Origin of the sequence: Citrobacter sp. On2M (assembly GCF_018035235.1) — a bacterium.
GTDB lineage: Bacteria > Pseudomonadota > Gammaproteobacteria > Enterobacterales > Enterobacteriaceae > Citrobacter > Citrobacter meridianamericanus.
Genome location: NZ_WPCV01000002.1, coordinates 170,051 through 192,974 on the forward strand (window position 1 = coordinate 170,051; position 22,924 = coordinate 192,974).

Here is a 22,924-nt window from a genome sequence, read left to right on the forward strand (position 1 = left end):
GGCATTTTGTGTGGATCACAGGAAGGATTTAAACGGTAAATCTGGTTCAATGGTGAAGCAGTCATCAAAGCCGCGCGGATAGTGATATTCAAAGTTATCTTTGTCCAGCGGCCAGGTGAACTTGCCGCCTACCTGCCAGATGAATGGCTTAAAGCCATACTTCAGCCGATCCTTTTTCATCTCCCACAGGACGCGGATCTCTTGAGGGTCAGCCTGAAAGTTTGACCAGATGTCATGATGGAAGGGGATCACCACTTTCGTATTCAGCGCTTCAGCCATACGCAGCATGTCGGCGCTGGTCATTTTGTCCGTAATCCCACGCGGATTCTCACCGTAGGATCCAAGCGCGACGTCAATCTGGTGCTCGTTGCCATGTTTTGCATAATAGTTGGAGTAGTGTGAGTCTCCGCTGTGATACAGCGTCCCCCCCGGCGTTTTGAACAGGTAGTTTACCGCGCGGGCATCCATACCATCCGGCAGCACGCCTGCCGCTTTTTGATCTGCAGGCAAGGTGATTAATGCCGTACGATCAAACGCGTCGAGCGCGTGAATCTCAATATCTTTTACTTTAACAACGTCGCCCGGTTTCACTACGATGCAGCGTTCTTTTGGTACGCCCCAACCGATCCATAGATCCACGCAGGTTTGTGGTCCGATAAACGGCACGTCGTCGGCGCAGTTCTGCATGACGGCTGCCGCAACATTCACATCGATGTGATCGTTATGATCGTGCGTCGCGAGTACCGCATCGATCTGTCGAATGGCAAACGGATCAAGAACAAACGGTGTGGTGCGCAGATTCGGCTGCAGTTTTTTCACCCCTGCCATACGTTGCATTTGGTGGCCGGTTTTCATTAGCGGGTTACCGTGACTCTGTTTACCCGTACCGCACCAAAAATCGACGCAGACGTTAGTCCCGCCCTCTGACTTCAGCCAAATTCCGGTACAGCCAAGCCACCACATAGCGAAAGTGCCTGGTGCAACCTGTTCCTGTTCGATCTCTTCATTCAGCCAGCTTCCCCACTCCGGGAATGTACTCAGGATCCATGATTCACGCGTGATGCTTTTTACTTTACTCATCGCATTTACCTTCAGGTTTACTCAAATTGAATCAATTTGTGATTTGTTTTGATTAATCCTGACATTATTTTTTCATATTGGCAATGGGGGATTTTTGAGCTTTGCACCAATGACAGAAAAGGTAATGTAATGATTTTAGGTGGTTTTACGCTATGGGGTTTATTGTAATTTATTGATTTAATTAACATTTGATATTTTTCGTTGCACTGCTTAATTATCCACTCTTTAAATGTGGTAATTATTTGCGTACTGCATCACATTTAATCAAATTTAATCTTGTTGTGATTACTTTTGAAAATTACAGTGAGTGGACAACATCCTGGGCATCTGGAAAGCCCGGCAACTTCGTCTACTGGAGATCGTTATGGAGATCCTCTACAACATCTTTACCGTCTTTTTTAATCAGGTTATGACCAACGCCCCGCTGTTGCTGGGTATTGTGACCTGTCTTGGCTATATCCTGTTGCGTAAAAGTGTCAGCGTTATCATTAAAGGCACGATCAAAACGATTATCGGTTTTATGCTGCTGCAGGCGGGGTCTGGCATTCTCACCAGCACGTTCAAACCGGTGGTGGCGAAGATGTCCGAGGTTTACGGTATCAACGGTGCGATTTCCGATACCTATGCTTCCATGATGGCAACCATCGAACGTATGGGGGATGCCTATAGCTGGGTAGGGTATGCCGTGCTGTTGGCGCTGGCGCTAAACATTTGTTACGTACTGCTACGGCGGATTACCGGTATTCGCACCATCATGCTGACCGGGCACATCATGTTCCAGCAGGCGGGCCTGATCGCCGTTTCTTTCTACATCTTTGGCTATTCCATGTGGACGACCATCATCTGTACAGCGGTGCTGGTGTCGCTCTACTGGGGCATTACCTCCAATATGATGTACAAGCCTACCCAGGAAGTGACCGACGGTTGCGGTTTTTCCATCGGTCACCAGCAGCAGTTTGCCTCGTGGATTGCCTACAAAGTCGCGCCTTACTTAGGTAAGAAAGAGGAGAGCGTGGAAGATCTCAAGCTGCCAGGTTGGCTGAATATCTTCCATGACAACATCGTTTCTACCGCGATTGTGATGACCATTTTCTTCGGCGCTATCCTGCTCTCTTTTGGCATTGATGTGGTTCAGGCGATGGCGGGTAAAACCCACTGGACGGTCTATATCTTGCAAACTGGTTTTTCGTTCGCCGTCGCTATTTTCATCATCACTCAGGGCGTACGCATGTTCGTTGCTGAACTTTCAGAAGCGTTCAACGGTATCTCTCAGCGTTTGATTCCCGGCGCGGTGCTGGCCATCGACTGCGCGGCGATTTATAGCTTTGCTCCTAACGCGGTGGTCTGGGGTTTTATGTGGGGCACCATTGGCCAACTGATAGCAGTGGGCATTCTTGTGGGCTGCGGCTCCTCCATCCTGATTATCCCAGGCTTTATCCCGATGTTCTTCTCGAACGCCACTATTGGCGTATTTGCTAATCACTTTGGCGGCTGGCGAGCGGCGCTCAAGATTTGCCTGGTGATGGGGATGATCGAAATCTTCGGCTGCGTCTGGGCGGTGAAGCTTACCGGTATGAGCGCCTGGATGGGCATGGCGGACTGGTCAATTCTGGCGCCGCCGATGATGCAGGGTTTCGCCTCCATCGGCATCGTGTTTATGGTCGTCATTCTTCTGATTGCACTGGCTTATATGTTTTTCGCAGGGCGCACGTTGCGCGCTGAGGAAGACGCAGAAAAACAACTGGCAGAACACTCTGCTTAAAAAGGAGTTCCGATTATGACCGTACGTATTCTGGCTGTATGTGGCAATGGGCAGGGCAGTTCCATGATCATGAAAATGAAGGTGGATCAGTTTTTAACCCAGTCAAATATCGACCATACGGTAAACAGCTGTGCCGTGGGGGAATACAAAAGTGAACTGAGCGGCGCAGATATCATCATCGCCTCTACCCATATTGCCGGCGAGATTACCGTATCTGGCAATAAATATGTTGTCGGCGTGCGCAACATGCTGTCTCCCGCCGATTTTGGACCAAAACTGCTGGAAGTGATCAAAGCGCATTTCCCACAGGACGTGAAGTAAGGACACGCCATGAAATTACGTGATTCGCTGGCAGACAATAATTCAATCCTTTTACAGGCTGAGGCCAGCACCTGGCAGGAAGCGGTAAAGCTTGGCGTGGATCTGCTGGTTAAGGCTGATGTGGTTGAACCACGTTACTACCAGGCGATCCTCGACGGAGTCGAGCAGTTTGGTCCGTACTTTGTGATCGCACCCGGTCTGGCGATGCCGCACGGTCGCCCGGAAGAGGGCGTCAAAAAAACGGGCTTCGCGCTGGTAACGCTGAAAACTCCGCTGGTGTTTAACCACGAAGATAACGACCCGGTCGATATCCTGATAACGATGGCGGCAGTTGATGCCAACACGCATCAGGAAGTAGGCATCATGCAGATCGTGAATCTGTTTGACGACGAAGCCAATTTCGACCGTTTACGCGCCTGCTGCACCGCGCAGGAAGTGCTGGATTTAATTGATAACGCCACCGCGGCGGCTGTTTAAAAGGATACCAAAATGTCATTACCTATGTTGCAGGTTGCGCTGGACAACCAATCAATGTCTTCCGCGTATGAAACGACGCGTCTGATTGCCGAAGAGGTCGATATCATTGAGGTGGGTACTATTCTTTGCGTGGCAGAGGGCGTTCGTGCCGTTCGCGATCTGAAGGCGCTTTACCCGCATAAAATTGTGCTGGCGGACGCTAAAATTGCCGACGCGGGCAAAATCCTCTCCCGCATGTGTTTCGAAGCCAACGCAGACTGGGTAACCGTCATCTGCTGTGCCGATATCAACACCACCAAGGGTGCTCTGGCGGTGGCGAAAGAATTTAACGGTGACGTACAGATTGAACTGACCGGCTACTGGACCTGGGAGCAGGCGCAGGAGTGGCGTGACGCGGGTATTGGGCAAGTTGTCTATCACCGCAGTCGTGATGCGCAGGCGGCAGGCGTGGCGTGGGGAGAGGCGGATATCAGCGCGATCAAGCGTCTGGCCAATATGGGCTTTAAAGTTACCGTGACCGGCGGTCTGGCGCTGGAGGACCTGCCGTTGTTCCAGGGGATCCCGATTCACGTCTTTATCGCTGGTCGCAGCATTCGCGACGCCGCTTCTCCGGTTGAGGCCGCACGTCAGTTCAAACGTTCCATCGCCCAGCTGTGGGGATAAGGAGCGACTATGTTGTCGAAACAGGTCCCGCTCGGTATTTATGAAAAAGCACTCCCCGGCGGGGAGTGCTGGCTGGAACGCTTGCAACTGGCGAAGGAACTGGGCTTTGACTTTGTCGAAATGTCGGTTGATGAAACCGACGTTCGCCTGGCGCGTCTTGACTGGAACCGCGAGCAGCGACTGGCGCTGGTGGCCGCTATCGCCGAAACCGGGATACGCGTACCGTCCATGTGCCTGAGCGCCCACCGTCGTTTTCCGCTTGGTAGTGAAGATGATCGGGTGCGCGAACAGGGGCTGGAGATTATGCGTAAAGCCATTCAGTTTGCGCAGGATATCGGTATTCGCGTTATTCAACTGGCGGGTTACGACGTTTATTACCAGCAGGCCAATAACGAAACGCGTCGTCGGTTTCGCGATGGACTAAAAGAGAGCGTGGAGATGGCGAGCCGTGCGCAGGTGACGCTGGCGATGGAAATCATGGATTATCCGCTGATGAATTCGATCAGCAAGGCGCTGGGTTATGCTCACTATCTCAACAATCCGTGGTTCCAGCTGTATCCCGATATTGGTAATTTGTCGGCGTGGGACAACGACGTGCAGATGGAGCTGCAGGCTGGGGTAGGCCATATCGTCGCGGTACACGTGAAGGATACTAAACCAGGTGTATTCAAAAATGTGCCGTTTGGTGAAGGGATCGTTGATTTCGAGCGTTGTTTTGTGACGCTCAAACAGAGTGGATACTGCGGGCCATACCTGATTGAGATGTGGAGTGAAACAGCGGACGATCCGGCACGTGAAGTCGCGAAAGCGCGCGATTGGGTGAAAGCGCGTATGGCCAGCGCAGGTCTGATGGAGTCGGTGTAATGCAAAAACTTAAACAGCAGATTTTTGAAGCCAATATGGATCTGCCACGCTACGGGCTGGTGACATTTACCTGGGGTAACGTCAGTGCCATCGACCGTGAACGTGGGCTGGTAGCGATCAAGCCCAGTGGTGTCGCCTACGAGCACATGACTGTTGATGATATGGTGGTGGTCGATATGTCAGGGAAGGTGATAGAAGGCGGCTTTCGTCCTTCTTCCGATACCGCCACCCACCTGGCGCTCTACCAGCGTTATCCGTCGCTGGGCGGAGTCGTGCATACGCACTCTACTCATGCCACTGCCTGGGCGCAGGCAGGGCTGGCGATCCCGGCTCTGGGAACCACTCACGCGGACTACTTCTTTGGCGATATTCCCTGTACCCGGGCATTGACGGAAGAAGAAGTGCAGGGCGAGTATGAGCTGAATACTGGCAAGGTGATCATTGAAACGCTGGGCAATGTAGAACCATTACATTCGCCGGGTATTGTGGTGTATCAGCACGGTCCGTTTGCCTGGGGTAAAGATGCTCACGATGCGGTACACAACGCGGTGGTCATGGAAGAAGTGGCGAAAATGGCGTGGATTGCGCGTGGCATTAACCCGGCGCTCAGCCCCATCGACAGTTACCTGATGAATAAGCACTTCATGCGAAAGCACGGCCCAAATGCCTATTATGGCCAGAAGTAAGAAAAAAACGTTCCGGAGCCAACTCTTCATGGGGATGAGATCGGTCTGGCTTCAGGACTTTTTTGCAAAAAAAAGCCCCCGATAAGGGGGCAAATCAAACTGTGGCAATATTCTCGTTGGTTATTTCTGGTGCTAGCGATAAATATCTGCACTGGCATGCATATTTCCGTTACTACCGGGTTCCCTGGTGAGGATCACGTGATAGTAGGTTGCGCCTTGTACATCGGTTTCTTCATTCAGGGCCTGAGTGGCTTCACTTTCAGTGGCGAAGTTATGATTTATGTAAATAACGCCTAAGCTCTGCACATCATCCATATTCCTGGCCTGATGATTGTCAATTTTGATGGCTGCCGTTGCATTTGCACTGAGCAAAAGTACAGCCAGAAGGGGCAAAATACGGGCTCGCATATGTACCTCCTCGATTGCGGTCTCTGGTTAGCTCTCTCCTGTGAGTGGATAACTTCTGATTTAATTTTAACCGCTCCCGGCGCAGTCGATAGCGACCATTTCTGATGCAGTTGTTCAAAAAATTACCGCAAAGCCATCTTTTCTTTAATTAACAATCAGCTGAAGCCTTCCGCTGCGGTTAAAAATACCTGCCTCGCGCGCATAAGCTCTTACCAAATAGTCAATTTAATCGGGTGAGTACGCCGTTTATAGTGAGCCGGATAATTAATATAACTTTATGATAATAAGGCAAAAACTTATGGATACTTCATTCATGGATTTCAGCTACTTTGTGATTATGTTTATGGTCGCGCTGGTGGCAGGCTTTATTAATGTAGTGTCGGGCGGCGGTGGTTTTCTCTCTATTGGCGCTCTCTTAATTTCTGGTTTACCCCCCGCCAATGCGCTGGCAACCAATAAAATTCAGGCGTTGGGCAGCTCGCTGACCTCCGGAATTTACTTTTTACGCCGGGGACATATTAATGTGCAGGAACACAAATATGTCTTTTTATCTGCCTTTATCGGTTCTGCGTTGGGCACGACGCTTATCCAGTTTATTGAACCAGAAGTGTTGAAGAAACTGCTGCCGATCCTGATTATTGCGGTCGCCATCTACTTTATTTCTGCGCCTAATCTTAGCGAACCGAAAAGAAAGCAGCAGGTATCCCTGTTTCTCTTCTCGTTGATCTGCGGGGGAGGAATTGGGTTTTATGATGGTTTTCTCGGTGCCGGAGCAGGCTCCTTTTATACGCTCTGCTACATCCTGCTGTGGGGATACAGCATCGATAAGGCGCAAATTCACTCGAATTTTATCAACCTGGCGTCGAACATCGCCTCGATTCTGTTCTTCATTTTCGGCGGTAAAATGATCTGGTCGCTGGGGCTGGTGATGTTTGCTGGTCAGTCCCTTGGCGCACGTCTTGGCGCGACGGTGGTACTGACGCGCGGGAAGAAAGTTATCCGGCCGATGATTGTCGTTGTCTCCATTTGTATCAGCATCAAAATGCTGCTTGATATGTATTAATTGCGGCATGGTAAATAATCGTACAATCACCTTGAGTTTAGCGGCTGACCCCAGTATTATGACGCGTCATTTTTCAGCCGACCTTTAACACGTTCCTTGCCTCCATGGGCCTCGGCTGACCCAGACAGGAGGCTGAATAATCCGTAAGGAGCAATTCGATGCGTCATTACGAAATCGTTTTTATGGTCCATCCTGACCAGAGCGAACAGGTTCCGGGTATGATCGAACGCTACACTGCTGCCATCACTGGTGCAGAAGGCACGATCCACCGTCTGGAAGACTGGGGCCGCCGTCAGCTGGCTTACCCGATCAACAAACTGCACAAAGCTCACTACGTTCTGATGAACGTTGAAGCGCCGCAGGAAGTGATCGATGAGCTGGAAACTACCTTCCGCTTCAACGATGCCGTTATCCGCAGCATGGTTATGCGTACTAAACACGCTGTTACCGAAGCATCTCCGATGGTTAAAGCGAAAGACGAGCGCCGTGAGCGTCGCGATGATTTCGCTAACGAAACCGCAGATGATGCTGAAGCTGGGGATTCTGAAGAGTAATTTCTGATGACCAACCGTCTGGCGTTGTCCGGCACCGTGTGCAGGGCTCCCCTTCGAAAGGTCAGTCCATCAGGAATTCCTCATTGCCAGTTCGTGCTTGAGCATCGTTCTGTGCAGGAGGAAGCCGGGTTTCACCGGCAGGCGTGGTGCCAAATGCCCGTTATTATTAGCGGACACGAAAACCAGGCCATTACTCACAGTATAACGGTCGGTAGCGCAGTGACCGTTCAGGGGTTCATCTCTTGCCACAAGGCAAAGAACGGCCTGAGCAAAATGGTTCTGCATGCCGAGCAGATTGAATTGATAGATTCTGGAGACTAGCCATATGGCACGTTATTTCCGTCGTCGCAAGTTCTGCCGTTTCACCGCGGAAGGCGTTCAAGAGATCGACTATAAAGATATCGCTACGCTGAAAAACTACATCACCGAAAGCGGTAAGATTGTCCCAAGCCGTATCACCGGTACCCGTGCAAAATACCAGCGTCAGCTGGCTCGCGCTATCAAACGCGCTCGCTACCTGTCCCTGCTGCCGTACACTGATCGTCATCAGTAATCGGTCACGGTCCATTAATACGACTTTGAGAGGATAAGGTAATGCAAGTTATTCTGCTTGATAAAGTAGCAAACCTGGGTAGCCTGGGTGATCAGGTTAACGTTAAAGCGGGCTATGCTCGTAACTTCCTGGTACCACAGGGTAAAGCTGTTCCTGCTACCAAGAAAAACGTTGAATTTTTCGAAGCGCGCCGCGCTGAGCTGGAAGCTAAACTGGCTGACGTTCTGTCCGCTGCTGAAGCTCGTGCTGAGAAAATCAACGCACTGGAAACCGTAACCATCGCGTCTAAAGCTGGCGACGAAGGTAAACTGTTCGGTTCCATCGGTACTCGCGACATCGCTGACGCTGTAACTGCAGCTGGCGTTGAAGTTGCTAAGAGCGAAGTTCGTCTGCCGAACGGCGTTCTGCGTACCACTGGTGAGCACGAAGTGAGCTTCCAGGTTCACAGCGAAGTGTTTGCTAAGCTGACTGTAAACGTAGTTGCAGAATAAGTTTTTATTCTGATAACCGCGTAAAAGCGCCGGCCCTGTGCCGGCGTTTTGCTTTTCTGTTTCCCCCCCGCTTTTCGCTCTGGCTATTCTTTATCCTTTTCGGGATAATCATAAAAATAAAACATTATTTCAAAGTGGTGATGGAATGGAACCAACGCACCAACCTCTGTTTGCGCGTAAAAATGTTGTCTACCTGAGCGCGGCGTTTTGCTGCCTGCTGTGGGGGAGCGCCTATCCGGCTATAAAAAGCGGATATGAGATCTTCCAGATTGCCACGGATGATATTCCCTCAAAAATTGTCTTTGCCGGCTATCGCTTCCTGTTTGCGGGATTATTGCTGCTACTGTTGGCGATGGCGCAGCGTAAACCGATTGGCCGGTTAAGCCCGCGTCAATACGGTCAGCTCACGCTGTTGGGACTGACGCAAACCTCGCTGCAATACATCTTCTTCTATATTGGCCTGGCGTTCACGACGGGGGTAAAAGGCTCCATCATGAATGCGACCGGGACCTTCTTCAGCGTGCTGCTGGCCCATTTTATCTACCATAATGACAAACTGAGCTACAACAAAGCACTGGGCTGTATCCTCGGCTTTGCTGGGGTGATGGTGGTGAACTTTAGCAGCGGAATGGATTTTAGTTTCAGCCTGTTAGGTGACGGTTCAGTGGTGATGGCCGCCTTTATTCTTTCGGCCGCCACGTTATACGGTAAACGCATTTCTCAGACGGTAGAACCGACGGTAATGACGGGGTATCAACTGGGCGGTGGCGGTCTGGCGCTGGTTATCGGCGGCTACGCTTTTGGGGGCTCGTTGACCTTACATGGCGCATCTTCAGTGGCGATTCTGGGCTACCTGACGTTACTCTCTTCGGTCGCCTTTGCCTTGTGGAGTATTCTGCTCAAGCATAACCGCGTGGGGATGATTGCGCCGTTTAACTTTCTGATCCCGGTTTCGGGAGCGGTGCTGTCGGCGATATTCCTCGGCGAAAACATTCTCGAATGGAAATATGCGCTGGCGCTGGTGCTGGTTTGTTCAGGGATCTGGTGGGTGAATAAGGTGAAGCGCTGATGCTTCACCTTGATGCCTGATGGTGCTGTGCTTATCAGGCTTACATGTGTGCTGCTTAACGGGCGCGAATAAAACTGCCGTTCGGCTGGCGGGTAAACAGTACCTGCTGGCCATTACCGGTATCGATGGTTAACCCGGTCACCACGCCATTGGCATTCTGCCTGATCTGCACCATCTGACCGTCTTTCAGATTACTTAGCGGTTTTCCTGCACCTTCAACCTGCGCCATTGCATACACATCGGTTGGCGGGAGGTTATGGTCACGGAAGACCTGGGCCAGCGTTTTGCCCGAGTCGACGCGATAAGAACGCCACTGTTGCTCAATTCCGTTATCCTGTTGGAAAGGTTGCGTCTGCGGCTGAGATTGCTGAACCTGCGGCTGCGCGTCCGGTTCTCCTTCCTGAATCGGTTCCGGTGCAACCGGAGCGACCTGGCCGGGATCGTTTTGCGGGGCCACTAACTGTGCCTGAAGCTGAGCCTCGGTTGGCGGTTGCGACTGTGACTGTAAATCCAGTTGGGCAGTACGCGTCACCACAGGGGCATCAGTAGTGTCACTGGAAGGAAGCAGGAAACCGATCACCAGCACGATAGCAGCAATAATAATGCCGCGTCGGTGCATAGGCGGTAGCGGGTCCATAATGCGAAAATTGTCCGGTGCATGCCAGATTTTCGCCAGGGTTGGTTTTAATTCAAAGCGCCCGGGCATGGCTTTCCTCCTGCTCCGCGTCTCGTTCCTCGATCATAGAGTATAGATGGCTAACGCTATGATGTTCGTCATATTACCCGCTTTCGTGACGTCAACGCGGGATATTCCTATTGTTTATGTTTCCTCGCGATTTGTCATCTGTTCCCGAGACAAAGTTTTACCGGATGCGGCATGGCTGATATGCTGCCCGCTACTTTACATCCGATGAAAGGAAATATGATGGCTAACCCGACTTTTGACACTATCGAAGCGCAAGCAAGCTACGGCATTGGTTTGCAGGTAGGACAACAGCTGAGCGAATCCGGACTGGAAGGACTGTTGCCTGAAGCGCTGGTAGCGGGTATCGCTGACGCGCTGGAAGGTAAGCACCCGGCAGTGCCGGTCGATGTTGTGCATCGCGCACTGCGTGAAATCCACGAACGTGCTGATGCAGTACGTCGCGAGCGTTTCCAGGCTATGGCGGCTGATGGCGTCAAATATCTGGAAGAAAACCGTGAGAAAGAGGGTGTGAACAGCACTGAATCCGGTTTACAGTTCCGCGTTCTGACTCAGGGCGAAGGTGCTATTCCGGCGCGTACTGACCGCGTTCGCGTTCACTATACCGGTAAACTGATCGACGGTACCGTGTTTGATAGTTCTGTCGCACGCGGTGAGCCGGCTGAATTCCCGGTTAACGGCGTTATCCCAGGCTGGATTGAAGCGCTGACCCTGATGCCGGTAGGTTCCAAATGGGAACTGACTATTCCTCAGGAACTGGCTTACGGCGAGCGTGGCGCTGGCGCGTCCATCCCTCCGTTCAGTACGCTGGTGTTCGACGTTGAGCTGCTTGAGATCCTGTAAGCAGTGAACTCTGTTCCCCCCGAGGCCGGGGGGAGCAAAAAAATAGCGTGAAAAGCTATTGTTACGTCGATGTCGAGATTTTATCTTGCAAATGCCGCATCAGCGTGTATTTTTGTGAACTGTTTCGCGCTATCAGAGTGATATGACACTCACTTTAAACATTAAATTAACATTATATCTAAATCTTAGTATTCATCCCGCCAATTCTTACCTAATATCGATGAGTCCTGATAACAGGATCGTCGTATCATCGACACACTAAAGGCCGTAGAGCCTGAACAACACAGACAGGTACAGGAAGAAAAAACATGGTAGATCAGGTAAAAGTCGACGCCGCTGAAGAGGCATCGACTGAACAGTCGCTACGGCGCAATCTCACAAACCGTCATATTCAACTTATTGCCATTGGTGGTGCTATCGGCACCGGCCTGTTTATGGGCTCAGGTAAAACTATCAGCCTCGCCGGGCCGTCGATCATCTTTGTGTATATGATCATCGGTTTTATGCTGTTTTTCGTGATGCGGGCGATGGGGGAATTGCTGCTCTCGAATCTGGAGTACAAATCGTTTAGTGATTTCGCCTCCGACCTGCTCGGGCCATGGGCCGGATATTTTACCGGCTGGACCTACTGGTTCTGCTGGGTCGTTACCGGGATGGCGGACGTTGTCGCCATAACGGCGTATGCACAATTCTGGTTCCCCGAGCTGTCAGACTGGGTCGCCTCGCTGGCGGTGATTGTGCTGCTTCTGAGCCTCAACCTCGCCACCGTAAAAATGTTTGGGGAGATGGAGTTCTGGTTTGCGATGATCAAAATCGTCGCCATCATCGGCCTGATCGTCGTCGGTCTGGTGATGGTATTGACGCACTTCCAGTCGCCAACCGGCGTTCAGGCATCATTTACGCATCTGTGGAATGACGGTGGCTGGTTCCCGAAAGGTCTGAGCGGTTTCTTTGCTGGCTTCCAGATAGCTGTGTTCGCGTTTGTGGGTATTGAGTTGGTGGGAACGACCGCTGCGGAAACCAAGGATCCGGAGAAATCTCTGCCGCGCGCCATTAACTCGATTCCGATCCGTATCATCATGTTCTACGTTTTTGCGCTGATTGTGATTATGTCCGTCACGCCGTGGAGCTCGGTCGTGCCAACCAAGAGCCCATTTGTTGAATTGTTTGTGCTGGTTGGTTTGCCTGCCGCAGCGAGCCTGATCAACTTTGTGGTGCTGACTTCAGCGGCCTCTTCCGCAAACAGCGGCGTGTTCTCGACAAGCCGTATGCTGTTCGGCCTGGCACAGGAAGGCGTTGCGCCTAAAGCGTTTGCCAAGCTGTCTAAACGCGCAGTTCCGGCGAAAGGTTTAACCTTCTCCTGTATCTGTCTGTTGGGCGGCGTGGTGATGCTGTACGTGAACCCGAGCGTAATTGGCGCGTTCACCATGATCACTACCGTGTCGGCGATTCTGTTCATGTTCGTCTGGACCATCATTCTTTGCTCGTACCTTGTGTACCGTAAGCAACGTCCGCACCTGCATGAAAAATCAATCTACAAGATGCCGTTAGGCAAGCTGATGTGCTGGGTATGTATGGCGTTCTTCGTCTTCGTACTTGTGCTGTTGACGCTAGAAGATGATACCCGTCAGGCGTTGATGGTGACACCGCTGTGGTTCATCGCGCTGGGTCTGGGCTGGTTGTTTATCGGTAAGAAACGTATGGCAGGTATGCGTTAAGCGTTGCCATCTCGGGCACAAAAAAGGCCACATAAACAGTGGCCGAATGCGGACTTCAGGAAGGCGCTCTCGGGCGCCTTTTTTATTCACCTGCGAGGGCACGCGGGAACAACACATTGTTTTCCAGACTGATGTGTTCCATCAGGTCGTCGATCATTTCGTTAATGCCGTTATACATGGCTTTCCAGGTGGTGCAGGCTTCTGGCGGCGGCGTCACGTTGTGGGTGATATGTTTGATTACTTCCACCAGTTCACCCGCATCGTCATGCTCGCTTTCCATCACGCTGATTGGCCCCATCGCCTGGCTACCCATGCCCTGTTTGATCATCGGGAACAGGATCTGCTCTTCTTTCATCATGTGGCTGGACAGCTCTTCATGCAGCATGGTCAGGTTTTTCGCCAGACCGCGCGGTACGTTCGGTTTGTCTGCGTGAACGCGTTCAACTTTAGTGGCCTGCAGAATCAGTTCCGGCAGCTGTTCACGGTGTCGGTCATGATAACGCACAACGATATGGTCAATGATTTCAGCCAGCGCCACGGTACGCCAGTCTTTTTCCAGCGGCTGCTCAGCGAGTTTTGCCAGTTCGGATTCGATGGCTTCGACATCCAGCTCTTTACGCGCGGCAGCGCGTGCCAGCGTTTGCTTACCGCCGCAGCAGTAATCCATATCGTATTTACGAAACAGGGCCGAAGCGCGAGGAATAGAGAGCGCCAGTTCACCTAAAGGTTGATCGCGATAAGACATTGCCGTTACCTCATTCTCAATAATATAAGATGCATTTTAAATACAAGTTATGGTGAAGGATATAACCCTTTCGGGGTGGGTTTTTTTGTGATGAATGTCACAAGAATTTCTTATTTCGTTAAGGTGCTGAATCTTATTGGAAAGGAGGGGGACGGCGAAAAAAGCCACGCGACAGTGTTAAATAAGCGCACGCCGCTGCCGATAGTTAGACCTCAGACAATACCTGCATAATAAAAGGCTACAGATGTTCAAACGAATTAAAGTGATAACCTTACTTATCACTGTGTTACTCGCCCTGGGCGCAATGCAGCTCATCTCCGCGGGCGTGTTTATTGGCGCGCTCAATAATGATAAACAAAACTTTAACGTCTCGCAGCTTTCCAGCCAGAACGTGGCTGAGTTTACCGATGCGTGGATTAGCCTGAACCAGGCTCGTGTTACGCTCAACAGGGGCATGCTGCGTTTACAGGGAACGATGGCCAGCGATATCAATGGTGGTCAGTTGAAGGAACTGGTGAACACGGCAAATCGTCTGTTGGCCGAATCGAAAGAGCATTACGATACCTACTACGCCTTGCCGGAAACGCCGGGACTGGATGAGCATCTGGCCGATCGACTGGAAGAACAGTACGGTATCTATTCTGCAACGCTGGCTAAAATGAACGCGCTGCTGGCTGAAGGTAAGCTGGAGGAGATGTTCAAACAGAATGCCGAGCAAAAGCAAACGGCGATGCAGGCCGTTTATCGGGAATGGCGTAGCGCGCAAACGGCGCTGGCCACTGCCGGAGTGCAGGACAATGAAAGTGATTATCAGAAGATAATCTGGTTGCTGTCCGCAGTGATGCTAATTGTTGTCGGCGTGATTATCGCCAGCTGGCTGGCGATGCAGCGAGTGTTACTCAAGCCGCTCCACGAAGTGATGGCACATATTCGCCACATTGCCGCGGGTGATTTGACGCACCGCATCAACGCCGATGGCAGTAATGAAATGGCGCTGCTGGCAGGCAACGTCCGCGAGATGCAGCAGGCGCTGGCGAATACGGTCGGCGTAGTGCGTGACGGGGCTGACACCATCTATACCGGTGCGGGTGAAATTGCCGCTGGCAGTAACGATCTCTCTTCACGTACCGAGCAGCAGGCCGCTTCTCTGGAAGAGACCGCTGCCAGCATGGAACAACTCACCGCGACCGTGAAACAGAATGCGGATAACGCGCGTCAGGCGACCAGTCTGGCAAAAAACGCCTCACAGACGGCGCAAAAAGGCGGAACAGTGGTTGATAGCGTGGTGCGTACTATGGATGAGATCGCTACCAGTTCCAGCAAAATCGCGCAAATTACCAATGTTATCGACGGCATAGCTTTCCAGACCAATATTCTGGCGCTGAACGCGGCGGTAGAAGCGGCGCGAGCGGGTGAACAGGGGCGTGGCTTTGCAGTAGTTGCAGGCGAGGTTCGCACGCTGGCGCAGCGTAGCGCTCAAGCAGCGAAAGAGATTAAGGCGCTGATTGATGACTCGGGGAATCGGGTCAATGCCGGTACAGCGCTGGTTCATGAAGCGGGTGAAACGATGGCGGAAATTGTCAGCGCCGTGACTCGCGTGACCGATATTATGGGCGAGATTGCCTCGGCCTCTGATGAACAGAGTCGGGGTATCGATCAGGTAGGCCAGGCGGTGGCTGAGATGGATCGCGTCACGCAACAAAACGCCTCGCTGGTGGAGGAGTCTGCTTCCGCTGCCGCTGCGCTCGAAGAGCAGGCTGCACGATTGAATCAGACAGTGGCGGTGTTTAAAGTGTCGCGTCGGATGACGGCGTAAACGCCTTATCCGGCCTGCAAGGTATTATTCCCCAGGCCGGATTAGCGCAGCGCCATCCGGCACATTATGATTGTGGTACCACGACAACGCTGGGTTTCTGCGGCTTGGCTCTGACGGCTATCACTACCCCAACCATCAGCAGCGTAATGCCGCTTATCGTCAGCAACGGCGGAAATTCCTGGCGTAGTATAAAGGTGTACAACAGGCCTGCCAGTGTTTCAAACACAATCAGCGGACCGAGGATCACCGTCGGCAGCTTCTGGCTGGCGACGTTCCAGCACAGTGCGCCAACCCACGAACACAAGACCGCAATGGCTATCATCAGGCCGATAAACACGCCCGGACGCGGGCCGAAGGGCAGAGCGAAGTCCGGCGTTTGCCCGTTCAGCCAGAGGCAGGCGGCAATATAACCGAACAGGGATACAGGCAGCGTCACCAGTGCCTGGGCCGTCGCCCACATCATTGGGTGCTTATCCGGATTTTCGCGTAGCCAGCGGGCATTACGCAGTGCATACCACGCCCAACACACCACCGAAATCAGCGCCAGCGCGATGCCAGAGCCATATCGCCAGCCGCTAAAGTCGGGGAGGCCCTGATTCAGCTCCGAAATATTCACGCACAGCAGACCCATGCCAATTAACACCAGCGCAGGCGACAAACGCCACCATGATAATTTGCCGTCGCGTTGGCTATAGAGCAGGTTAGCGAAGATCGGGATCACCACCGGCAAGGTACCGATTATCATGGTTGAGACCGGTGCTCCGGTGCGCTGGATGGCGCTTGCCAGACAAACGTAATAGACCAGGTTACCCATCATCGTTAGTGCCAGCGCCGTTATCCAGTCTTTACGCGTCAACTGGCGCAGGCGCACACGCCCCAGCCAGGCGATCGGCAACGCTATCAGCCCCAGCGCCAGATAACGCCCCATCGACTGTAACACCGCCGGGTATGCCGGTACGATCAGCGGCCCAACAAAAATTAATCCCCACATCAGCCCAGCCAGCAGGGCATACAACACGCCGCTAATCATTTTTGACATCCACATCGCTTAACAATAAGTCGAGTGTAGGCAGGAAAAATGCCGCGGTATTGTATGAGATTGCTGATCAACGCCGGACGACTTGTTTCTGATAACGCACCGGCGTAATGCCGTAGCGATGGGTAAACGCGCGGGTGAGATGCGACTGGTCGGTGAGGCCGGTTGCGGCGGCGACCTCTGCGGCGGGCATACCGTGAGTGAGAAAACCTTTAGCTCGCCACAGGCGGATCGCCATCAGCATCTGGTGCGGCGTGACGTGGAAATGCAATTTGAACTGGCGCTGAAAATGCCAGGGACTCAGCGATGCCACCCGCGCCAGTTCGTCGAGCGTGACCGGGTGCATATAGTTATCGTGCAGATACTCGCGGACTCGTTCAAAGCGATGCGCCCCCTCCGGCAATACCGGCGCATGGCGGGCCAGCGGTTGGAACGTGTCGATCAGATCGAGTAATAATCCTTTTTGCGCCAGCGGATCTTCCGTGTTCCACAGACCGTGGATCAATGAACAGATCTGACGCGAGCGCAGCGGATCGTGACGGGTAACGTCATGGAACCACCAGTGGCGGATCCCGGTGACCTCCTCCAGAAGATCGGGTTCAAGATAGATCATCCGATAGCGCCAGCCGTCGGCGGTTTCGGCTTCGCCGGTGTGCAGCTCATCGGGATTCATGGTGACGACGGACTGGGCGGGGGCCACGTACTGCGTGCCGCGATAGCGAAAGCGTTCGGCTCCGGCTTCTATCGCGCCGATACCAAACGCTTCATGAGTGTGCGGCTCAAAGGCGTAACGCGAGATATGCGCATGATACAACTCAACGCCGGGCACCTGCGCCAGATGGCGAAAGCGGGCGCTGTCTTTCTCATCAATAAACTGCTCAGGTACACCTTGCACGTTTTCTCTCCCCACGCATCATTCTGTCATTATCAGAGAGGATGCGCGGGGATGCCACCACAATTAACTAATTTTTAACATTTACACGATGCCTTTGACGCTGTCAGCCAGCGATGTGGTCGGGCGACCAATCAGTTTGCTCAGCGTATGGCTGTCGTCGAACAGACCGCCTTTGGAGGCGCCAGTGTCTGAGTCAGCCAGCATGTCCGCCAGTCCGGCAGGCAGACCTACACCTTTTAGCGTGGCGGCAAAATCAGCTTCGCTCAGGTTCTGATACACCACTTTTTTACCACTCTGTTTTGCCAGCTCGGCAGCCAACTGGCTCAGGATCCAGCCTGCGTCGCCCGCCAGCTCATAGGTTTTACCGGCGTGACCGTCTTCACTGATGACGCGCGCGGCGGCAGCGGCATAGTCGGCGCGGGTCGCTGAGGCAATTTTGCCTTCATCTGCAGCCCCGATAAACACGCCATGTTCCAGAGCAGCCGGTGCGCTGGCGAGATAGTTTTCGGTGTACCAGCCGTTACGCAGTAGCGCGTAGGCGATACCGGATTCAGCCAGCATCTGCTCGGTTGCCACATGCTCATCAGCCAGCCCCAGCGGGGAGGTGTCAGCGTGCAGCAGGCTGGTGTAGGCGATAAATTTCACGTGGGCAGCTTTTGCCGCGTTAATTACGTTGCGATGCTGTGGGGCGCGTTGTCCCACTTCGCTCGACGAGATCAGCAGTAGCTTGTCGATACCCTGTAGGGCAGTTGTAAAGGCGGCTTCATCGCTGTAATCCGCCTGACGAACGGTAATGCCCTGCTGGCTAAGCGCCGTCGCTTTCGCAGGGTTACGTACAATGGCCACAATGTGGCTGGCAGGAACGGTTTTCAGCAAAGTTTCAATAACGTGTTGGCCCAGTTGGCCGGTGGCGCCGGTAATCGCGATCATGGGGTGACTCCTTGGTATTGGTCTTGTGTTTAATCACGCTAACACCTAAACTTACTTTTAGTAAGTACGCACAAAAAGGTAAGTATGAAAATGGCCACACCCACGCTTTCTCAGCAGTTACGCGATGGCAACTTGTTCGCCGAGCAGTGCCCCTCCCGCGAGGTGTTAAAACACGTTACCAGCCGCTGGGGGGTGTTGATTCTGGTGGCGCTGCGCGACGGTACGCACCGTTTTAGCGATCTGCGCCGTAAGATGGGCGGCGTCAGTGAAAAGATGCTGGCGCAATCCCTGCAGGCGCTGGAGCAGGACGGGTTTATCAACCGGGTATCGTATCCGGTTGTACCGCCGCATGTGGAGTATAGCCTGACGTCGTTGGGGGAGCAGGTGAGCGATAAAGTCGCCGCACTGGCGGACTGGATAGAACTGAATTTGCCGCAGGTGCTGGCGCAGCGGGAAGAGCGGGCGGCGTAAAGTATTGCCGGATAAGACGCAGTTGCGTCACATCCGGCACGAAAATTACTTACTCAAATCCAACTGATAAATCGCAAAACCAATGTCATCGGTCGCGACTTTTTTCAGCGGATATTGTCCTTTCTCTTTGATAAACGCGGCGGCCTTCTCGGTTGGTGATGTTTCAAAGCGAATATCCAGTTTGGTATCGCTGTGAATCGGCGCCAGACGCCAGTTGTTATCCGCTGCCGGATGTATTTCACCGGCGCGCTTCGTCTCGGCACCTATCCATGCCGCCAGCACCGATCGGTTTTCATCCGGTGATGCAAATGCGATGTGGCTGTCGCCAGTTCCGGCAAACTTACCACCGTAGGCACGGTAGTTATTCGTCGCGACGAGGAAGGTGGCATTTGGATCGACAGGTTTGCCGTTGAAGGTCAGATTTTTAATACGCTCTGCTTGCGGATTGATGGTCTGGCATTCACCGTCATAGCGGGCGGGTTGCGACACATCAATCTGGTAATTTACGCCGTCAATCACGTCGAAATTATAGGTACGGAAGCCGTCCCAGTTAATCAACGACTGTGGTTTGCTGCTGTGGATATCAATCTGATTGAACTGCCCGGCAGAACATTCCAGCCACTCTTTCACCTCTTTACCGCTGGCTTTCACCACCACCAGAGTGTTGGGATAGAGATACAAATCAGCGGCGTTACGGAAGGTTAACTGGCCTTTTTCGACTTCGACAAAGCTTGCCGGATCGTTCTTGCGTCCACCGACCTTAAACGGCGCGGCGGCGGAAAGTACCGGTAGTTTTGCCAGATCCGGATCGCCCTGAATAAAGTGTTCCACATAGGCTTTCTGCGCGTTGTTCACCACCTGTACGGTCGGGTCATCCTGTACCAGCGCCAGATAGCTGTACATATTGTCGGCGGATTTACCGATCGGTTTGCTGACAAACTCACGCGTGGCGTCGTGATCGGCTTTCAGGATCTCAACGATTTTTTTGTCTTCTGCTGCCAGTGATTTTTTCGCTGCCGCGTCATAAATCGGACGTGCTTCGGCTTTTGCCTGAGTGACCTGCCATTTACCGTTGTCGTTATTCAGCACTAAATCCACCACCCCCAGATGATCGCCCCACATGCCCGGCATCACCGCAGGAACGCCATTGAGTGTACCTTTTGTGATATCTGCGCCTTTGATGTTGGCAAAGTCTTTACTGGGGAAAACAGCGTGGGCGTGACCAAACATAATGGCATCCACGCCCGGGACTTCACTGAGGTAGTAAACGGAATTCTCTGCCATAGTCTGGTATGGGTCGGCAGAAAGCCCGGAGTGAGCAACCACCACCACCACATCGGCACCCTTGGCTCGCATTTCCGGCACGTATTTACGTGCGGTTTTGGTGATGTCATTCACCGTCACTTTGCCGCTGAGGTTGGCTTTATCCCAGGTCATGATCTGCGGCGGTACAAAACCGATATAGCCTATCTTCAGCGTCTGCTTGTTCCCTTGCTGGTCGACAACCTCAGTGTCTTTGATCAGATAAGGCGTAAATAGCGGTTTTTTGGTCTTAACGTCGATGATATTGGCGTTAACGTAAGGGAATTTCGCTCCGGCTAGTGCGTTGTGCAGATACTCAAGACCGTAGTTGAATTCATGGTTGCCGAGGTTACCCACCGCGTAATCCAGCGTGTTTAGCGCCTTATAGACCGGGTGAGTTTCGCCCGCTTTCAGCCCCTTGGCTGCCATATAATCCCCGAGTGGACTGCCCTGAATCAAATCGCCGTTATCAACCAGCACGCTGTTTTTGACTTCACCACGCGCAGCGTTGATAAGGCTAGCCGTACGCACCAGGCCAAACTTTTCAGTCGGTGTATCTTTGTAATAATCGAAATCCATCATATTGCTATGTAAATCAGTGGTTTCCATTATCCGCAGATCGACGGTCGCGGCATTCACGCTGGCTGCAATCAGCGTGGCCAGAAGCGTTGCACTAAACTTAATCATCAGGGGCATCCTTTTAAGATCTAAGCCACAAAAGAAAATGTATATAAATCTTCTTGCTTACAGAACTGTGAATCATGACATGAATATAGCGTTTAAAACCGCAGACGCTATCACAGTTGGCGGATCCCCTGGCGATCGGGTATAAGTAAAACAACGAGTTAACACCACGAAAGAAACGAGGTGGAGAATGTTAGAACATGTATGCCAGCTTGCACGGAACGCGGGCGATGCCATTATGCAGGTCTACGATGGAATCAAACCGATGGAGATTACCAGCAAGCAGGATGATTCTCCGGTCACGGCGGCGGATATCGCCGCGCATACGGTGATCCTCGAGGGATTATTGGCGCTGACGCCGGATATTCCCGTTCTGTCTGAAGAAGCACCTCCTGGCTGGGATGTCCGCCAGCACTGGCAGCGCTACTGGCTGGTAGACCCGCTGGACGGTACCAAAGAGTTTATTAAGCGTAACGGTGAATTCACCGTCAATATTGCGCTGATCGAGAACGGAAAGCCGGTACTGGGCGTGGTTTACGCCCCGGTAATGAAAGTAATGTACAGCGCGGCAGAAGGTAAAGCGTGGAAAGAAGAGTGCGGCGTGCGCAAACAAATCCAGGTTCGTGATGCGCGTCCGCCGCTGGTGGTGATTAGCCGCTCGCATACCGACAATGAGTTAAAAGAATATCTGCAACAGTTGGGTGAGCACCAGACCACCTCGATTGGTTCCTCGCTGAAGTTCTGCCTGGTGGCGGAAGGGCACGCACAGCTGTACCCGCGTTTTGGGCCCACTAACGTATGGGATACCGCCGCAGGCCACGCGGTTGCCGCCGCAGCCGGAGCGCACGTTCACGACTGGCAGGGGAAACCTCTGGACTACACCCCACGTGAATCGTTCCTCAACCCCGGCTTCCGCGTTTCTATTTACTGAGTAATTTGTGCAGCAGGGCAATCACCTGCTGCACCTCTTCCTGCGTTAATGCGCCATCTTTTGCCCACTGCACGCGTCCGTCCTTGTCGAGAACGACAATTGCTGAACTCTCTTCATCAAGTTGCCAGGCCTTACGCGCAATGCCATTGCTGTCGACAATAAATTGTGACCACGGGTAGAGCTTCTTATTACTCTCCAGACTGCTGCGCACAAACATTCCGGAGCCTGGGATGGCGTCATCGGTGTTGACGATCGTAGTGGTCTGGTATTTATCGTGCGGTAAATTGGCCGCTTTGATGGCCTCGATCAGTGTCGCATTTTTCTCTTTGGCGGAGGTGCGCCCGGCGATGTGCTGCACAATACGGACTTTGCCGGGCAGTTGCGCGCTATTCCAGCTTTTGTAGCTAAACTTATCGTTATCGAGAATCAGTTCGCCGCGATCGGCGATTCCCACCGGCGGTAAGCGCTGGTTAGTTTCGAACGAATGCGCGGAGGCAATCATCGGCAGCAGCAGGCACGATAGCGCCAGCAGTTTTCGTAAGGTCATGGGTTTTCCTTTTTCTTTGTTTGCAGGTGATCCGACCACTTGGGTCTGGAATTTAATCATATGTGCGATTGCTGCTTTTTCCCGCAAGCGCGATGCCAGTTTGCGGACGGGCGCACAAATCCTGCAAAAAATGAAGGCTTATACTGAAGACAGCGAAGCGTTGAAAAGATAATTCTGAATAATTGTAACCTGAAGGTAAATAAACTTATACACGCTGGAAACATCAACGAGATAGTCTATAGTCATAGGGCATTAAAATTTGCGCCTGAGGATTGTCGGACCGATTGTGGTACCGCTAAGGCGTAATGCTCA

Annotated in this window: 27 protein-coding genes; 18 read left to right on the forward strand and 9 right to left on the reverse strand. The window is 52.5% G+C overall.

What is annotated here, in order from left to right:
* Nucleotides 1-15 precede the first annotated feature (15 nt).
* Complete coding sequence (gene ulaG / locus On2M_RS03050; protein ID WP_151217362.1) at nt 16-1,080, reverse strand: L-ascorbate 6-phosphate lactonase; 1,065 nt, start codon at nt 1,078-1,080, stop codon at nt 16-18.
* A gap of 364 nt (nt 1,081-1,444) precedes the next feature.
* Here ulaG and ulaA point away from each other — a divergent pair, with 364 nt between their 5' ends.
* The 6 genes from ulaA to On2M_RS03080 are packed head-to-tail and all read left to right on the forward strand — an operon-like array spanning nt 1,445 to nt 5,853.
* Nucleotides 1,445-2,842, forward strand: a complete 1,398-nt coding sequence (gene ulaA, locus On2M_RS03055; protein WP_151217364.1) for a PTS ascorbate transporter subunit IIC — start codon at nt 1,445-1,447, stop codon at nt 2,840-2,842.
* A 15-nt stretch (nt 2,843-2,857) separates the two neighbouring features.
* Nucleotides 2,858-3,163, forward strand: a complete 306-nt coding sequence (ulaB, locus tag On2M_RS03060) for a PTS ascorbate transporter subunit IIB (protein ID WP_003025655.1) — start codon at nt 2,858-2,860, stop codon at nt 3,161-3,163.
* Between the two features lie 9 nt (nt 3,164-3,172).
* Complete coding sequence (gene ulaC / locus On2M_RS03065) at nt 3,173-3,640, forward strand: PTS ascorbate transporter subunit IIA (protein ID WP_151217366.1); 468 nt, start codon at nt 3,173-3,175, stop codon at nt 3,638-3,640.
* Nucleotides 3,641-3,652: 12 nt separating this feature from the next.
* On the forward strand, nt 3,653-4,303 hold the full coding sequence (gene ulaD, locus On2M_RS03070; RefSeq protein ID WP_151217368.1) for a 3-keto-L-gulonate-6-phosphate decarboxylase UlaD: 651 nt from the start codon (nt 3,653-3,655) through the stop codon (nt 4,301-4,303).
* 9 nt (nt 4,304-4,312) lie between these two features.
* On the forward strand, nt 4,313-5,167 hold the full coding sequence (locus On2M_RS03075) for an L-ribulose-5-phosphate 3-epimerase (protein ID WP_210904355.1): 855 nt from the start codon (nt 4,313-4,315) through the stop codon (nt 5,165-5,167).
* The gene (locus On2M_RS03080; protein ID WP_210904356.1) at nt 5,167-5,853 is read left to right on the forward strand and encodes an L-ribulose-5-phosphate 4-epimerase; all 687 of its coding nucleotides are present in this window, start codon (nt 5,167-5,169) and stop codon (nt 5,851-5,853) included. The genes On2M_RS03075 and On2M_RS03080 overlap by 1 nt, the downstream gene beginning before the upstream one ends.
* 132 nt (nt 5,854-5,985) lie before the next feature.
* Here the strand turns inward: On2M_RS03080 and yjfY are convergent, their stop codons facing one another.
* Nucleotides 5,986-6,261, reverse strand: a complete 276-nt coding sequence (gene yjfY / locus On2M_RS03085; RefSeq protein ID WP_151224466.1) for a DUF1471 family protein YjfY — start codon at nt 6,259-6,261, stop codon at nt 5,986-5,988.
* A gap of 298 nt (nt 6,262-6,559) precedes the next feature.
* On the opposite strand from yjfY, the gene On2M_RS03090 reads away from it, so the two are divergent.
* From On2M_RS03090 to On2M_RS03115, 6 genes are all read left to right on the forward strand, one after another.
* Complete coding sequence (locus On2M_RS03090) at nt 6,560-7,324, forward strand: TSUP family transporter (RefSeq protein WP_151217375.1); 765 nt, start codon at nt 6,560-6,562, stop codon at nt 7,322-7,324.
* Between the two features lie 158 nt (nt 7,325-7,482).
* Nucleotides 7,483-7,878, forward strand: a complete 396-nt coding sequence (rpsF, locus tag On2M_RS03095; protein WP_003025672.1) for a 30S ribosomal protein S6 — start codon at nt 7,483-7,485, stop codon at nt 7,876-7,878.
* Nucleotides 7,879-7,884: 6 nt separating this feature from the next.
* On the forward strand, nt 7,885-8,199 hold the full coding sequence (priB, locus tag On2M_RS03100; protein WP_003025674.1) for a primosomal replication protein N: 315 nt from the start codon (nt 7,885-7,887) through the stop codon (nt 8,197-8,199).
* A 4-nt stretch (nt 8,200-8,203) separates the two neighbouring features.
* Nucleotides 8,204-8,431, forward strand: coding sequence for a 30S ribosomal protein S18 (gene rpsR, locus On2M_RS03105; protein ID WP_000135199.1), 228 nt, complete (start codon nt 8,204-8,206; stop codon nt 8,429-8,431).
* Between the two features lie 41 nt (nt 8,432-8,472).
* Complete coding sequence (rplI, locus tag On2M_RS03110; protein WP_003025676.1) at nt 8,473-8,922, forward strand: 50S ribosomal protein L9; 450 nt, start codon at nt 8,473-8,475, stop codon at nt 8,920-8,922.
* 145 nt (nt 8,923-9,067) lie between these two features.
* The gene (locus On2M_RS03115; protein WP_210904358.1) at nt 9,068-9,991 is read left to right on the forward strand and encodes a DMT family transporter; all 924 of its coding nucleotides are present in this window, start codon (nt 9,068-9,070) and stop codon (nt 9,989-9,991) included.
* A gap of 55 nt (nt 9,992-10,046) precedes the next feature.
* Here On2M_RS03115 and On2M_RS03120 read toward each other — a convergent pair whose 3' ends face one another.
* The gene (locus tag On2M_RS03120; protein WP_151224468.1) at nt 10,047-10,697 is read right to left on the reverse strand and encodes an OapA family protein; all 651 of its coding nucleotides are present in this window, start codon (nt 10,695-10,697) and stop codon (nt 10,047-10,049) included.
* 219 nt (nt 10,698-10,916) lie between these two features.
* Here On2M_RS03120 and fklB point away from each other — a divergent pair, with 219 nt between their 5' ends.
* Nucleotides 10,917-11,537, forward strand: a complete 621-nt coding sequence (gene fklB, locus On2M_RS03125) for an FKBP-type peptidyl-prolyl cis-trans isomerase (RefSeq protein WP_003025685.1) — start codon at nt 10,917-10,919, stop codon at nt 11,535-11,537.
* A 308-nt stretch (nt 11,538-11,845) separates the two neighbouring features.
* Entirely contained in the window at nt 11,846-13,255 is a 1,410-nt protein-coding gene (cycA, locus tag On2M_RS03130) for a D-serine/D-alanine/glycine transporter (RefSeq protein ID WP_151217380.1), read from the forward strand.
* 82 nt (nt 13,256-13,337) lie between these two features.
* On the opposite strand, the gene ytfE is transcribed toward cycA, so the two are convergent.
* A complete protein-coding gene (gene ytfE, locus On2M_RS03135) occupies nt 13,338-14,000 on the reverse strand; it encodes an iron-sulfur cluster repair protein YtfE (protein ID WP_151217382.1) in 663 nt (220 codons plus the stop codon).
* A gap of 244 nt (nt 14,001-14,244) precedes the next feature.
* Between ytfE and On2M_RS03140 the strand changes: the two genes are divergently transcribed.
* The gene (locus tag On2M_RS03140) at nt 14,245-15,816 is read left to right on the forward strand and encodes a methyl-accepting chemotaxis protein (protein ID WP_151224469.1); all 1,572 of its coding nucleotides are present in this window, start codon (nt 14,245-14,247) and stop codon (nt 15,814-15,816) included.
* A gap of 64 nt (nt 15,817-15,880) precedes the next feature.
* Here On2M_RS03140 and On2M_RS03145 read toward each other — a convergent pair whose 3' ends face one another.
* From On2M_RS03145 to On2M_RS03155, 3 genes are all read right to left on the reverse strand, one after another.
* Nucleotides 15,881-16,846 (reverse strand): DMT family transporter, encoded by a 966-nt coding sequence (locus On2M_RS03145; protein ID WP_210904656.1) that lies wholly within the window; start codon nt 16,844-16,846, stop codon nt 15,881-15,883.
* Nucleotides 16,847-16,922: 76 nt separating this feature from the next.
* Nucleotides 16,923-17,747: an AraC family transcriptional regulator gene (locus tag On2M_RS03150; RefSeq protein ID WP_151224470.1), complete on the reverse strand. Its 825-nt coding sequence runs from the start codon at nt 17,745-17,747 to the stop codon at nt 16,923-16,925.
* An 81-nt stretch (nt 17,748-17,828) separates the two neighbouring features.
* Nucleotides 17,829-18,677, reverse strand: a complete 849-nt coding sequence (locus tag On2M_RS03155) for an SDR family oxidoreductase (protein ID WP_210904360.1) — start codon at nt 18,675-18,677, stop codon at nt 17,829-17,831.
* A 90-nt stretch (nt 18,678-18,767) separates the two neighbouring features.
* Here On2M_RS03155 and On2M_RS03160 point away from each other — a divergent pair, with 90 nt between their 5' ends.
* Nucleotides 18,768-19,148, forward strand: a complete 381-nt coding sequence (locus tag On2M_RS03160; protein WP_005134463.1) for a helix-turn-helix domain-containing protein — start codon at nt 18,768-18,770, stop codon at nt 19,146-19,148.
* Nucleotides 19,149-19,193: 45 nt separating this feature from the next.
* Here the strand turns inward: On2M_RS03160 and cpdB are convergent, their stop codons facing one another.
* Nucleotides 19,194-21,137 (reverse strand): 2',3'-cyclic-nucleotide 2'-phosphodiesterase, encoded by a 1,944-nt coding sequence (gene cpdB, locus On2M_RS03165; protein ID WP_210904361.1) that lies wholly within the window; start codon nt 21,135-21,137, stop codon nt 19,194-19,196.
* 187 nt (nt 21,138-21,324) lie between these two features.
* On the opposite strand from cpdB, the gene cysQ reads away from it, so the two are divergent.
* A complete protein-coding gene (cysQ, locus tag On2M_RS03170) occupies nt 21,325-22,065 on the forward strand; it encodes a 3'(2'),5'-bisphosphate nucleotidase CysQ (RefSeq protein WP_187253616.1) in 741 nt (246 codons plus the stop codon).
* Here cysQ and On2M_RS03175 read toward each other — a convergent pair.
* The gene (locus On2M_RS03175; RefSeq protein ID WP_210904362.1) at nt 22,055-22,612 is read right to left on the reverse strand and encodes a YtfJ family protein; all 558 of its coding nucleotides are present in this window, start codon (nt 22,610-22,612) and stop codon (nt 22,055-22,057) included. The genes cysQ and On2M_RS03175 overlap by 11 nt on opposite strands.
* Here On2M_RS03175 and On2M_RS03180 point away from each other — a divergent pair.
* On the forward strand, nt 22,611-22,784 hold the full coding sequence (locus On2M_RS03180) for a hypothetical protein (protein WP_210904363.1): 174 nt from the start codon (nt 22,611-22,613) through the stop codon (nt 22,782-22,784). The two genes, On2M_RS03175 and On2M_RS03180, sit on opposite strands and share 2 nt — an antisense overlap.
* Nucleotides 22,785-22,924 lie beyond the last annotated feature (140 nt).